Annotated in this window: 13 protein-coding genes; 3 read left to right on the forward strand and 10 right to left on the reverse strand. The window is 46.1% G+C overall.

What is annotated here, in order from left to right:
- Nucleotides 1–96: 96 nt before the first annotated feature.
- The 6 genes from NZ043_RS26360 to rpmG form a co-directional block, all read right to left on the reverse strand.
- Entirely contained in the window at nucleotides 97–798 is a 702-nt protein-coding gene (locus tag NZ043_RS26360) for a M50 family metallopeptidase (RefSeq protein ID WP_091029626.1), read from the reverse strand.
- Between the two features lie 43 nt (nucleotides 799–841).
- Nucleotides 842–1,324, reverse strand: a complete 483-nt coding sequence (locus tag NZ043_RS26365) for a hypothetical protein (protein WP_249912545.1) — start codon at nucleotides 1,322–1,324, stop codon at nucleotides 842–844.
- 164 nt (nucleotides 1,325–1,488) lie between these two features.
- Nucleotides 1,489–2,529: a metal ABC transporter substrate-binding protein gene (locus NZ043_RS26370; RefSeq protein ID WP_339309658.1), complete on the reverse strand. Its 1,041-nt coding sequence runs from the start codon at nucleotides 2,527–2,529 to the stop codon at nucleotides 1,489–1,491.
- Nucleotides 2,516–3,409 carry a metal ABC transporter permease gene (locus tag NZ043_RS26375; RefSeq protein WP_249912543.1) on the reverse strand — a complete coding sequence of 298 codons (894 nt, stop codon included), beginning with the start codon at nucleotides 3,407–3,409 and terminating at the stop codon, nucleotides 2,516–2,518. The genes NZ043_RS26370 and NZ043_RS26375 overlap by 14 nt, the downstream gene beginning before the upstream one ends.
- On the reverse strand, nucleotides 3,355–4,062 hold the full coding sequence (locus NZ043_RS26380; RefSeq protein ID WP_091029617.1) for a metal ABC transporter ATP-binding protein: 708 nt from the start codon (nucleotides 4,060–4,062) through the stop codon (nucleotides 3,355–3,357). The genes NZ043_RS26375 and NZ043_RS26380 overlap by 55 nt, the downstream gene beginning before the upstream one ends.
- A gap of 50 nt (nucleotides 4,063–4,112) precedes the next feature.
- On the reverse strand, nucleotides 4,113–4,262 hold the full coding sequence (gene rpmG, locus NZ043_RS26385; protein ID WP_036613813.1) for a 50S ribosomal protein L33: 150 nt from the start codon (nucleotides 4,260–4,262) through the stop codon (nucleotides 4,113–4,115).
- A gap of 169 nt (nucleotides 4,263–4,431) precedes the next feature.
- Here rpmG and NZ043_RS26390 point away from each other — a divergent pair, with 169 nt between their 5' ends.
- A complete protein-coding gene (locus NZ043_RS26390) occupies nucleotides 4,432–5,289 on the forward strand; it encodes a hypothetical protein (RefSeq protein WP_133385105.1) in 858 nt (285 codons plus the stop codon).
- A gap of 69 nt (nucleotides 5,290–5,358) precedes the next feature.
- Here the strand turns inward: NZ043_RS26390 and NZ043_RS26395 are convergent, their stop codons facing one another.
- Nucleotides 5,359–6,558: a GTP-binding protein gene (locus NZ043_RS26395; RefSeq protein ID WP_339309659.1), complete on the reverse strand. Its 1,200-nt coding sequence runs from the start codon at nucleotides 6,556–6,558 to the stop codon at nucleotides 5,359–5,361.
- Between the two features lie 221 nt (nucleotides 6,559–6,779).
- Between NZ043_RS26395 and NZ043_RS26400 the strand changes: the two genes are divergently transcribed.
- The gene (locus NZ043_RS26400; RefSeq protein WP_133385107.1) at nucleotides 6,780–7,814 is read left to right on the forward strand and encodes a permease; all 1,035 of its coding nucleotides are present in this window, start codon (nucleotides 6,780–6,782) and stop codon (nucleotides 7,812–7,814) included.
- An 82-nt stretch (nucleotides 7,815–7,896) separates the two neighbouring features.
- A complete protein-coding gene (locus NZ043_RS26405) occupies nucleotides 7,897–8,880 on the forward strand; it encodes a TIGR03943 family protein (RefSeq protein WP_339309660.1) in 984 nt (327 codons plus the stop codon).
- 123 nt (nucleotides 8,881–9,003) lie between these two features.
- Here the strand turns inward: NZ043_RS26405 and NZ043_RS26410 are convergent, their stop codons facing one another.
- The 3 genes from NZ043_RS26410 to deoB all read right to left on the reverse strand — a co-directional run bounded on the left by NZ043_RS26410 (nucleotide 9,004) and on the right by deoB (nucleotide 12,535).
- Nucleotides 9,004–10,305 (reverse strand): pyrimidine-nucleoside phosphorylase, encoded by a 1,302-nt coding sequence (locus NZ043_RS26410; protein ID WP_150366780.1) that lies wholly within the window; start codon nucleotides 10,303–10,305, stop codon nucleotides 9,004–9,006.
- A gap of 244 nt (nucleotides 10,306–10,549) precedes the next feature.
- Entirely contained in the window at nucleotides 10,550–11,257 is a 708-nt protein-coding gene (gene deoD, locus NZ043_RS26415) for a purine-nucleoside phosphorylase (protein ID WP_017688193.1), read from the reverse strand.
- Nucleotides 11,258–11,356: 99 nt separating this feature from the next.
- On the reverse strand, nucleotides 11,357–12,535 hold the full coding sequence (gene deoB, locus NZ043_RS26420; RefSeq protein WP_133385109.1) for a phosphopentomutase: 1,179 nt from the start codon (nucleotides 12,533–12,535) through the stop codon (nucleotides 11,357–11,359).
- Nucleotides 12,536–12,544: the final 9 nt, after the last annotated feature.

A 12,544-nucleotide genomic window follows, 5' to 3' on the forward strand; every position in this document is an offset into this window, starting at 1 on the left:
AGACTCTAATATCAGATGTACGTCCAAAATTAAAAGGCACTCTCCTTTCATGAAGAAAGGAAGTGCCTTTTTTTGCTTTGTATACCTTTATAACCATTACGCTCTTCGTAATCCCCGAGACCGTGACGATCGCGAAGTGCTTTCTTTGCGGAAAAAGAGACCGAGTGCTCCCTTGGCACACCACAGCGCAAATAGAGCAAACAGCGTTCCCCAGAACAGTGCGGGAAGGAATGTCTGTTGAGCGAGATTCGCTGCATCCCCTGCCCGTGAAGGCTGAGTCCAGGACATAAATCCAACGTATACCGCACTAACAACCGACTCTTCCAGTGTAAGAAACGCCAGTAACAGATAATAGAACTTCACGATCTTAGCGCCAAAAATCATAATGACCACATTCAGAACGATAAACCCGGTCAGCCATAACATACCGAACTCTCCTCTTACATATAACAGGAGCGACACCAGAGCGACAGCCGTCATAATACCGAGTCCCCACATGTGCAAGCCTTTGCGGTATAAGTAAAACAACAGCCAGGCGAACAGTGATGCACTGATATATCCCGCCAGAGAAACCAGGATCGATCTGCCTGGCGTCAGCATGGAAGAGTAAGTTACACCACTATGATCAGCGTACAATTCAATGCGCAACACTTTACCTGACAATACCAGTGTCATTAGTGCATGACCGAATTCATGGATCATCGTATCCAGGTTACGGAACAAGGACGAAAATGGGATGAATCGTGTAAGAAAGACGGAGCCTAGTAGGAACAGTATCGTTTTGACCCACTTATTCAATCGTGCCATACCTCCTTTACCTTCAAGTAAACAAGCCTATTCTTTATACTACGCTTTTTTCACTCGATTCGTTTCGGCTTCCGAACTGTAAGGCGCAGTGCTCCATCCACCAGCAGAAGCTCCGATTGTGTCCAATGAAAAAAGAAGATAGGTCATATCGGCCTTTTTCAGCCTCTAGTGTAACGAGCAGTCGATTCCGCATCCGACGGAGAGCATAGTGCACGAATTGATCTGCAACCTCACTTTGTATCAGGGTAACATAAGCATAAAGGGAATGATCGACAGGTTCATCAAGCGGACTCACCCCTGCACATGAAAATTCCGTCCTCACGCCCACACTCTGAAGTATGGACAATGCGTTCACAAGCTCAGCATCAACTTCAACACCGTTCCAAATCTCTGTTTTCTTCGCGGATACCGTATGTTTATCACGTTCCGTCCAGTGCATCAGCTCCAGCTTCCGCCGTCTCCATAGATGGGCAGGCTGTTCACTTAACAGCACTTCATGTTCCTCATTTAAATTCATCTAATGCGTCCTCCTGTTATCCTTGATCCGGTCCCTTATTCAACAAAGAGAGAGCACATCCCTGTGCTCTCTGCTTTGCAAAAAGGCAAAGGAATGGCGATCCATTCCTCAGCATGTTGTATTATTGTACCTTTTTCGGTGAAAGGCATCAAACTGATCTTTTATTATTCGTTCAGCGCCAGTTTTAGAGCCTCCAGATTCTGTCTCATCACGCTAATGTAGTCCATTCCCGCCGCAATTTCTTCCTCGGTGAGTCCCTCAATCGGGTTCAATACAGCCGTCTTGGCTCCCACTTCACTTGCAATCGTCTCAGACACTTTGGATGAAACCAGTGTTTCGAAGAAAATTGTCTTCACTTGATGCTCTTTTGCAAAATCAATAACGGATGCCATCTGTGCTGCCGAGGGTTCTTGCTCAGGAGACAATCCTGCGATGGGCACCTGTTGCAATCCGTATTCCTGTGCAAGGTAGCCAAATGCAGCGTGTTGTGTGATGAAATCCTTACGTTTGCTATCCGTCACAGCCGCCTTGAAGTCTTGATCCAGTGACTCCAGTTGAGCAACGTAGGCATCTGCATTTTGCTTGAACTGTTCAGCGTGTTCTGGAGCAGCCTGCGCTAATCCCGCTTCAATATTACGTACTTCTTTGACAGCCAATGCAGGTGACAGCCATACGTGGGGATCAAGTCCACCATGATCGTGATCATGTGCTTCTGTAGTCGCTTCATTCGCATGGTCATGATCGTGGTCATGTTCTGTTGCCTCTGAATCTTCATGATGGTGATCATGCTCTCCACCTTCAAGCAGGTTGATGCCCTTGCTTGCTTCCACCTGAATGAGTGAAGCGTTGCTTAGACTTCCGGTGACCTGATCCATCCATGATTCCATACCCGCACCGTTGTATACAAGCACATCCGCTTTTTCAATGCTGGCAATATCTTGTGGTGTGGGCTCCCAATCATGGGGCTCCATCCCCGCTGGAACGAGGGTATGCACCTCAGCGAGATCACCTGCCACATTTTTGGTGAACTCATACATCGGGTAGAAGCTGACCTGCACGTTTAATTTTGCCGTTTTCGTCTCGACTGGAACAGAAGTGCCTGTCGAAGCTGTATTTGCATCAGAAGCGGATTTTTGTCCGCAGCCTGCGACGATAAGTGTAAGACTAAACAACAATCCGAGCGTAGCTTTTTTACTGAATTTCATGTGATGTATTCCTCCTAGAATGGTTGACCAGAATGACGTGCTGTGATTTCGTTTCTTTGCTATGACGCTTGCGGTTATATCGTGCAATCAGCTTTTGCGCTGATATTCCAGTCAATAGGATGACCAACAGGATGAGTGCAATTGTTCCTCCCGGTGGTGTATTTAGATGGTAAGATGTTGTAAGCCCGCTAAAAATACCGATTAATCCTGTAATTACCGCAACAATGATGGCTGCTGTAAAACTGCGAGACACTCTCAGTGCCAAGGCAGCAGGTAATACAATGAGAGCAGACACCAGCAACACACCGACGATCGGCATGGCTGAAGCTACAGTCATTCCTGTCAGAATGGCAAATGCAAACGATAAACCTTTTACCTGAACGCCCCCAATGGAAGCTGTCTCTTCATCAAACGTAAAGCTATAGAGCGGTCTTCGGAGCAGGATGAAAAAAAGTAAACCCATGACACATACTCCTGCCATCATCCACAACTGTATATCGCTAACCGCAACAATAGATCCGAATAAGTATGAGCTGAATGTCTTGGACAGATTGGTTTTGAGACTCATCAACACTACAGCAAGAGCCAGCCCCGAAGTCATGATGATTGCCACAGGTACCTCGCTGTAGGTTCGGTAACTTCGACGCAGTTGTTCAACCAGTAATGCACCGATAATTGCAATGGCGAATCCGCAGATCACCGGGTTAAGATTCATGACCGAACCGAGCGCAACCCCTGCAAGTGAGACATGGGATAACGTGTCTGCCATTAGTACCTGCCGCCTGAGCATCAGATAGACCCCGAGAATTGGAGCGATGACTCCAATCAGTCCACCTGCCCAGAAGGCACGTTGCATGAATTCGTACTCAAACACTGCCATTCCTCACTTTCTTGCCGCTCCAGAGTAATCGTTCGGTCCAATCGATCTCCCATCTCTTCCAGTCCATGAGTAACCATAATAATAGTTATCCCATGAGCATCAACATAGTGGCGCATCAGATTGTAAAATCCTTCACGGCTGTGGCGGTCCATCCCCGTTGTTGGCTCATCCAGTACCAGAACCTGCGGTTGCCCAGCCATAGCTCTTGCAATACAGATCCGCTGCTTCTGTCCACCGGACAGCTCACCGACGCGTGTATTCCGATATTCCCACATGCCAACTTCCCGCAGACTGCGTTCAACGATGGCATCCTGCGTTGCTGTGAATCTGCGGAATAATCCCAACCTGGTGTAACACCCGGACCGGACCAGTTCATTCACCGTACTGGGAAATCCACTATTAAACGATGCCACCTGCTGGGGCACATAACCGATATTGGACTTGTTCCCACGTTTCAACTGCGGATTCATATGTATCGTGCCACTCCAGGGCTTCAATAGCCCTAGTAGCAGCTTTAACAGGGTCGTTTTGGCAGAACCGTTGGGACCTGTGATGCCTATGAACTCTCCCACATGGATATCCAGTGACAGTTGATCAATGACCGGCTCTTTGCCATATCCAAATACAACATCACGCATGGAGGATAGTATCATGCCTCTCCCTCTTTTCGTAAATATTACGATTTAAAAATAACAAAAAATTTTTATCTGGTTTCCCGGTGGATCGTCATTTTCTTCAAACGTGGGGAGTACTTCTTCATCTCAAGTCTCTCTGGATGGTTACGTTTGTTCTTGGTTGTTGTATAGTTGCGGTCCCCGCACTCGGTACAGGCTAAGGTTACAATGACTCTCATGGTTGTTGCCTCCTCTTATTTAATCGTAATTATTACTATTTAATGATATTAGTCTATAGCTTTTCTTTTGTCAACTCCATATCTGTTACAGTAAAATTTTGTATGCATAATATAATTTCATATGATATACTGCTTTGGTATCATTATACTTTACCTACGGAGGAACTAGATGAAGATCAAAAAATCAACTTTTATTGGGTCATTGGTAGCATGCAGTTTGGCTTTCGGTGCCCTGGGTGTAGCAGCTTCAAACGGAATTCAAGATATTGAAGCGGCACTCGACAGCAACATTAGCTTTAAAGTAAACGGTTTGTCTTGGACACCCAAGAATGAAGCTGGAGACAAACTGAATGCACTGGTATATGACGGTGATGTTTACTTGCCTGTAAGTACCACAGCAGAAGCACTGGGAGCCAACGTATCTCTGAATGTTAGCAACAAAGTTGTAAGTATCACTAATTCAGGTAGCGGTAAGCCAAGCAGTTCGAGTAGTAATAACAGCAGTACAGGTGCCAAAGGTTCTGAAGATTCAAGTAAACCAAGTAGTTCAAGTAACTCAAGCACTTCTGGCTCAATCAAGATGACTGGAACTGACGCTCAGATGATAGTCAAATTGCAAAAAGAATCTTTAACATTGATCAAAATGTATGGTAAAGCACTTAAAACAGGTAGCACTAGTGAATTTGATAAATACATAGATGCTAAAGTTATTGAAAATCCCGAGATCGACATTTTTGATCTGGGTAAGCAATCCCAGAAAGATAAATTTAAGACTACAGTCAAAGGTATCATTGCAGCAAATGATAAAAAAACGCTGACTAAATATGCAGATCAGTTGATTAACATCAAATCAGCTGATTTTAAAGTGATTGCAATGAACGATAAAACCAAAACAAGACACAGTTACAAAGCCATTTATTATCCACAAGGATGGACGGGTTCCTATGGAGTGTACCTTACCTTTGTGTTTAGTCCGCAAAAAAGCGGCAACGGTGATTTTTATCTTGGCGATTTGTACTTTAGCTAAAGTCCTTAATACAATATAATCATTGATCTTCAGGGGCACTATTGCACTTGAAGATCTTTTCTTTTCACTTCAACTCCACTCTGGAAAAGGATCTTTCAGTTCACGCCAGTTCATCAACATCTCTTCCTCCGTAAGAAGGGTCTCATCCAATGTACGTTCAATCTCCGCCCGGTCCATGTCAATGCCGATGAATACCAATTTCGTCACCCGGTCACCCCACTCATCATCCCAGTCCGGTATGCTTGGCAGCGTGTCGCCAAAATGAAGTTGCCTTTCCTCCTCACTCATCGCACCTACCCATATTCCTGCTGGCGCAAGCTGCTTTGATGTGCCTGCATGACTGAAAGAGATCGCCATATGGTTCCTTGTTGCCAGCCACATCAGGCCTTTGGATCGCACGATATTATCTGGCCATTTCGCAATCCAACGCAGCAACCGTTCCGGGTGGAATGGACGTTTACGATGATAGACAAATGAATGAATTCCATATTCTTCAGTCTCCGGGGTATGTTCCTCTTTCATTAATTCGCGGATCCAACCCGCTGACTGGCTTGCTTTTTCAAAATCAAAACGTCCTGTGTTCAATATCTCTCTTGGATCAATATGCCCATGTGTTGTTCGAATAAGCTTAGCTTCTGGCTGCATGGCGTGTAACGCCTTCTCAAGCTTCGAAAGTTCTTCCTCCGACACCAGATCACATTTGTTCAGAATCAGTACATCACAAAATTCCACTTGATCCGTCAGCAGATGAACGATTCCGCGAACATCGTCCTCCCCCGCTTCCTGTCCACGATCCTTCAGTGTTTCTTTGGAATAAAAATCACGCCAGAACTGGGCAGCATCAACAACCGTAACCATCGTGTCGAGACGAGTGAACTTCGTCAAATCAATGCCGAGTTCCTCATCGATATACGTAAACGTCTGCGCAACAGGTACCGGCTCACCAATACCCGTAGATTCAATCAGTATGTAGTCAAAAGAACCATCCAGCGCAAGCCGCTCGACTTCTTTCAGCAGATCCTCCCGTAAGGTGCAGCAGATGCAACCATTGGACATCTCTACCAGTTTCTCATCAATACGTGATAATCCTCCACCATCTCGTATTAAACCTGCATCGATGTTAACCTCACTGAGATCATTAACGATAACAGCAACCCGCATCCCCTCGCGGTTATGAAGCACATGATTGAGAAGTGTCGTTTTGCCTGCACCCAAATATCCACTAAGTACGGTTACTGGAACCCGCTGTTGAACCTGTTGATCTGACATTTCTGCTTCCTCCACTCTGTTTAAGTTTTAACTTTAATCGTAATTATTACTATTAAAGATGCAATCCGAACTATACCGCAGTTTTCTCTCGGTTGTCAACTCTAATATGATGAAAAATCTTGATTAATCGTAAAAATGTTGATTAAAACATAGGAATGATGTATGTTGCCGCACGTACAAGCATATATTTTAGCAAAGTCCTAGTTGTGGAGGTCTGTTTCATGAAAATGGCAGCCAATCTGAAGCTCCTGTCCTTCCTGATCCCTTGTGCATTTCTTGTTCCCGTGTTGATCACAATGGCTCCAGACTTGAAGGAAGCATGGAACAGTGAAGCTTTGCAAAATATGAAAACCGTATTCATAGGTATTTTCCTTGAAGCCGCACCTTTTCTGCTCATGGGTGTGTTATTGTCCTCGCTCATGCAGTGGTTCGTATCCGAAGAAATGGTCCGCAAACTCACGCCCAAGAATCCGATCGGCGGTGTGCTGGTTGCAGGGTTGCTCGGTATTATTTTTCCCATCTGCGAATGTGGCATGATCCCAGTAGTTAGACGGTTAATGCACAAAGGTATGCCTGCCTATATCGCAGTGACGTTCATCTTGAGTGGTCCCGTAGTCAATCCCATCGTATTTACCGCAACTTTGCTCGCCTTTCCCTCCCATCCTGAGATTACCATTGCCCGCATGGGACTGGCCTTTGCCGTAGCTGCTTCCATAGGTATGCTCGTGTATCTGTTCGTTCGTCGAAATCCCCTTCGGATGCCAAAGGTCGCAGGAACAGAGGTCAAGACACATCCTGGGTTTAAAATGGCGCAACCTCATGCACATGCGAATGCACATGATCATAACCATGTAAAAAACTGGCGCAGCTTCTTCATTCACGCCGGAGATGAATTTGTCGATATGAGCAAATATCTGGTGATCGGTGCCCTGATTACAGCCTGCATCCAGACATTCATTAGCCGCAGCGATCTGATCTCACTTGGCAATGGTCCTGTTGCCTCCTATGTATTCATGATGGGATTTGCTTATGTATTGTCTCTCTGCTCCACTTCTGATGCTTTTGTGGCTTCTGCGTTCTCACATACGTTTGCACTGGGGCCGCTGGTATCATTCCTAGTGCTTGGTCCAATGCTGGATTTCAAAAGCACCCTGATGCTGCTCTCGACCTTCCGTACCCGGTTTGTTATTGGTCTAAGTCTAGCCATTATTACGCTTGTCTTCGCTGGCTCATGGTTGATTAATCTGCTGGTATAAAGGTTGAGCAAAATACTTCATGACTTAAATGGTTAATCCTATGAACTTTCATCCTGATGATTAATAGAAATGAGGTGATGATATGAACCACACTATCTATACGATGACCCAACCTCCTGTTCCAAGGTCACACATCATTCAATGGCATAACCTGATCCGTGCGGTCTGGATCGGCGGTCTTGCGGTATACAGTATTCATTTGAATTCAAGTGATTCGCTTCATTATTATTTGGCTCCTACCATGCAAAAACTGCTGTTATGCTGCCCTGTTCCCTTATTGTTTATTGCTGTTATCATGGCCTGGCATGGACTGTTCGGCAGAAACGAGGTTCATTGCGACTGTGAACATCCACCACCCTCGGGCTTCCTTCGTAGCTCAATGGTATATGGTCTGATTGCCATACCCTTGTTGCTAGGATTTTTGTTACCTGATCGGGCGCTCGGCAGCTCCATGGCCAGTCAGAAAGGCATGTCTCTCACTTATACCCCTCCCGAGATTCGTCGGAAAGAGCCTTTACCTAATCCGGCAACGCAATTAAATGTACAAGATCTCAAGCAAAAACCAACGACCGTTCAGCCTGCAACGGCTACCAAAGTACAATTCGTTCCTCCAGACGAGTATAGCCGCGAATTCGCTGAACTGGCGGAGAAGTTGTATGCAGAACAGGTCATCCGAGTCTATCCCGAGATCTTCTCTGAAACCCTCGGCACGATTGATATGTTCCAGCGACAATTTGCAGGCAAAGATATCTCCTTAACCGGGTTTGTCTACCGTGATAAAAGCATGGATCATGAATCACATTTTGCACTGGGACGATTTCTCGTCATGTGTTGCCCCGCGGATGCGGCTCCCTTTGGCGTGATGATTCACATTCCAGAAGCGGATAGCTTTCCTACAGATAGCTGGGTGCAAATCGATGGTAGCATCGGCTCAGCACAGGTGAATGGTAAGGATACGATTGAAATTCGGGCAACAAAGGTGACACGTGTAGCTGAGCCATCCACGCCTTATATTTATACCAATGCGGACTCAGTGATGGCGTATGAGAAAATAAAGAGCCCGTAGTTGCTCGCAATAACCAACAGCGTACTTTTCAACGACAAAAAGCCCCAAAGCTATGGATTACATCGCTTTGGGGCTTTCATGTTCAGTCAGACATGAGATTACATCTCGTCTGCTCTGATTGTATTATTCCGTTACGATATCATGAACCAATACAGGAGCATCGGCATGATCCGCAATTGTAATGTTTTCTTTGATCTTCGCGATGACGTCTGTTACGTCTTCACGATTGGCATGAATCGTTACGAGGGACTCACCAGCTTTGACTGGGTCACCCACTTTTTTGTTCAACATCAAACCAACAGCGAGATCGATCTCGGACTCTTTTGTTGCACGGCCTGCGCCGAGCAGCATTGCTGCAGTTCCGATTTCGTCAGCGACGATTCCGGCAACATAGCCGTCTTTGTCTGCCGGGACTTCAACCAGATATTGTGCTTGTGGCAAACGATCTGGATGATCCACAACCGAAGCGTCTCCGCCTTGGTTTGCCAGGAAATCTTTGAATTTCTCCAGTGCTTTACCGTTCTGGATCACTTCTTTCAATTTCTCCTCAGCGTGCTCCAAGGAATCTGCCTTGCCAGCAAGGAATACCATCTGACGTCCAAGTGCCAGACACAGTTCTTCCAGATCTTTTGGACCTTTACCTTGCAGGGTGAGGATGGCTTCTTTCACTTCAAGTGCGTTACCAATCGCCAGACCCAGTGGTTGGGACATATCGGAGATAACAGCCATCGTTTTACGGCCAACATTGTTACCGATGCTTACCATGGCATGTGCCAATTCTTTAGCATCTTCCGTTGTTTTCATGAATGCACCAGCACCCGTTTTAACATCCAATACGATTGCATCAGCACCTGCTGCAATTTTCTTACTCATGATGGAGCTGGCGATCAGTGGAATGGAGTTAACGGTAGCTGTTACGTCACGCAGTGCATAGAGCTTTTTGTCTGCAGGCGTTAAGTTACCACTTTGTCCGATAACTGCAACCTTATGTTCGTTTACGAGACGAATGAATTCTTCTTTTTCAAGTTCTACGTGGAAACCAGCAACGGATTCCAGTTTGTCTGTTGTACCACCCGTATGACCAAGTCCACGTCCGGACATTTTGGCAACAGGGACATCCAATGCAGCAACGAGTGGAGCGAGTACCAGTGTTGTTGTATCGCCCACACCACCTGTGGAATGCTTGTCTACTTTGATGCCTTCGATAGCGGACAGATCGATCGTTTCACCGGAATTCACCATCGACATCGTCAGATCAGCGCGTTCCTTGTCTGTCATATCTTTGAAGAATACTGCCATCGCCCAAGCGCTGACTTGATAATCCGGGATTTCTCCTTGTGTGTATCCTTGAACAACAAAATCAATCTCAGCTGTTGTCAGTTCTTTTCCGTCGCGTTTCTTAGCAATAATGTCTACCATTCTCATGATGATCTCTCCTCGGGTAAATGATTTGTATAGAACACTTTGTACTGGGACCGTTCCGGCTCCGGATCGTTCCTTCGATCGCTGTTGTCTCCAAGTTTTTTTGATCCATTTGGCAATGGAGAAAACTCGGAGACAAAGGCGAACGCTAACGCTTCTTCAGAATCGATTCCGAGTCCTTCACTCCGTGCTTAGAACAAAAGTTTCGATCCAAATCAAAATTGATATTGAATATTAAATACAACTATTACAATGTAATTGCTGTGTCCAGAGCCACTACCATCATGTCGTTGAACGTTTTTTGACGCTCTTCGGCAGATGTTTCTTCGCCTGTCAGCAAGTGGTCACTTACCGTCAGGATCGTCAGTGCGTTAACACCAAACTTGGCAGCGATGGTGTATAGTGCTGTTGTTTCCATCTCTACGCCGAGTACGCCATGTTTCATCAACTTCTCGGTTACGGAACGGTCATCGCGGTAGAAAGAATCGGAGCTGAACACGTTACCGACGTGAATTTTCATACCTTTAGCTGTTGCACGGTCATATGCCTCTTTCAGCAGGGAGAACGTAGCGATTGGTGAGAAGTCATAACCACCGAATACGTGTTTGTTCATGCTGGAATCTGTACATGCTGCTTGTGCAAGGATGACGTCACGTACACGTACATGCTCCTGCATACCGCCACAAGTACCAACACGAATCAGGTTTTTTACGCCATATTCGCTGATCAATTCGTTAGCATAGATGGCGAAGGACGGAATACCCATCCCTGAACCTTGCACCGAAATCCGGTGTCCTTGATATGTACCTGTGTAACCGAGCATTCCACGAACTTCGTTGTAACATACAACATCTTCGAGGTACGTATCTGCGATATATTTCGCGCGCAATGGGTCTCCTGGCAATAGGATCGTTTCTGCGATATCCCCGGGTTTTGCTCCAATATGTGTACTCATGAATGAATCTCCTCCAGTTATACAAATTAGTCTATTATGATGGCAGGACCGGAGCAGCCCAAGCTACTCCGACCTCCCCTATCCATTTTTTTGAAAAACTTATTTCAAATCCTTCAGGAAGCTGGTGCCGTATTCCGGCATTTTCACTCCAAAGTTCTCTGCTACGGTTGCGCCAAGGTCAGCAAATGTGCTGCGCAGATCAAGCTTTTTGCCCTCGCTGAAGCGCGGAGAGTAGGCAAGCAGTGGTACATATTCACGTGTATGGTCCGTACCGCGGTATGTTGGATCGTTACCATGGTCAGCTGTGATCAGCAGCAGATCATCATTGGTCATTTTGGCAAAAATCTCTGGCAACCGTGCATCATAGTCTTCAAGTGCCTGAGCATAACCTTGCGGATCACGACGGTGACCGTACAGGGCATCAAAATCAACCAGGTTCAGGAAGCTGAGTCCAGTGAACTCTTCATCCATTGTTTCAGACAACTTGTCCATGCCATCCATATTAGAGACGGTACGAACAGCCTTGGTTACACCTTCGCCATCATAGATATCTGCGATTTTACCCAAAGCAATCACATCATATCCGCCATCTTGCAGTTCATTCATAACCGTACGACCAAAAGGTTTGAGCGCATAGTCATGACGATTTGCAGTACGTTTCCAGTTACCCGCTTCACCTACAAATGGACGTGCAATAATGCGGCCCAGCATGTACGGATCTTCTAGTGTAATTTCACGGCAGAACTCACAGATCTCATACAGTTCTTTCAGTGGAACAACGTCCTCATGTGCAGCAATTTGCAGAACCGAATCCGCGGATGTGTACACGATGAGCGCGCCAGTTTCAACATGCTCTGCACCCAGCTCATCCAGAATTTCCGTGCCGCTGGCCGGTTTGTTTCCAATTACCTTGCGGCCTGTTTTCTCTTCAATGCGCTGAATCAACTCATCGGGAAAACCGTTCTCGAACACACGGAAAGGTGTATCAATGTAAAGACCCATCAGCTCCCAGTGACCTGTCATTGTGTCTTTGCCTCTGGATGCTTCCTGCATCTTGGTGTAATACGCTTTAGGTGCATCCGCTACAGGGACACCCTCGATTTCTTTGATGTTGGACAGTCCGAGACTGGCCATGTGAGGCATTTTCAGACCTCCGCGTTCACGTGCAATGTGACCGAAGGTATCTACATCAAAATCATCAAATTCTGCTGCATCCGGCGCTTCGCCGATCCCTACAGAATCCATAACGATCAGATGTACTCTTTTGAATGTTGACATAACCTAAGC

Origin of the sequence: Paenibacillus sp. FSL k6-2145 (assembly GCF_037976585.1) — a bacterium.
GTDB lineage: Bacteria > Bacillota > Bacilli > Paenibacillales > Paenibacillaceae > Paenibacillus.

Excerpts from the sequence above, each read along its gene's own strand:
- NZ043_RS26365 (WP_249912545.1), bottom strand. The coding sequence starts at position 1,324 with ATGAATTTAAATGAGGAACATGAAGTGCTGTTAAGTGAACAGCCTGCC.
- NZ043_RS26370 (WP_339309658.1), bottom strand. The coding sequence starts at position 2,529 with ATGAAATTCAGTAAAAAAGCTACGCTCGGATTGTTGTTTAGTCTTACA.
- NZ043_RS26375 (WP_249912543.1), bottom strand. The coding sequence starts at position 3,409 with ATGGCAGTGTTTGAGTACGAATTCATGCAACGTGCCTTCTGGGCAGGT.
- NZ043_RS26380 (WP_091029617.1), bottom strand. The coding sequence starts at position 4,062 with ATGATACTATCCTCCATGCGTGATGTTGTATTTGGATATGGCAAAGAG.
- rpmG (WP_036613813.1), bottom strand. The coding sequence starts at position 4,262 with ATGAGAGTCATTGTAACCTTAGCCTGTACCGAGTGCGGGGACCGCAAC.
- NZ043_RS26390 (WP_133385105.1), top strand. The coding sequence starts at position 4,432 with ATGAAGATCAAAAAATCAACTTTTATTGGGTCATTGGTAGCATGCAGT.
- NZ043_RS26395 (WP_339309659.1), bottom strand. The coding sequence starts at position 6,558 with ATGTCAGATCAACAGGTTCAACAGCGGGTTCCAGTAACCGTACTTAGT.
- NZ043_RS26400 (WP_133385107.1), top strand. The coding sequence starts at position 6,780 with ATGAAAATGGCAGCCAATCTGAAGCTCCTGTCCTTCCTGATCCCTTGT.
- NZ043_RS26405 (WP_339309660.1), top strand. The coding sequence starts at position 7,897 with ATGAACCACACTATCTATACGATGACCCAACCTCCTGTTCCAAGGTCA.
- NZ043_RS26410 (WP_150366780.1), bottom strand. The coding sequence starts at position 10,305 with ATGAGAATGGTAGACATTATTGCTAAGAAACGCGACGGAAAAGAACTG.
- deoD (WP_017688193.1), bottom strand. The coding sequence starts at position 11,257 with ATGAGTACACATATTGGAGCAAAACCCGGGGATATCGCAGAAACGATC.
- deoB (WP_133385109.1), bottom strand. The coding sequence starts at position 12,535 with ATGTCAACATTCAAAAGAGTACATCTGATCGTTATGGATTCTGTAGGG.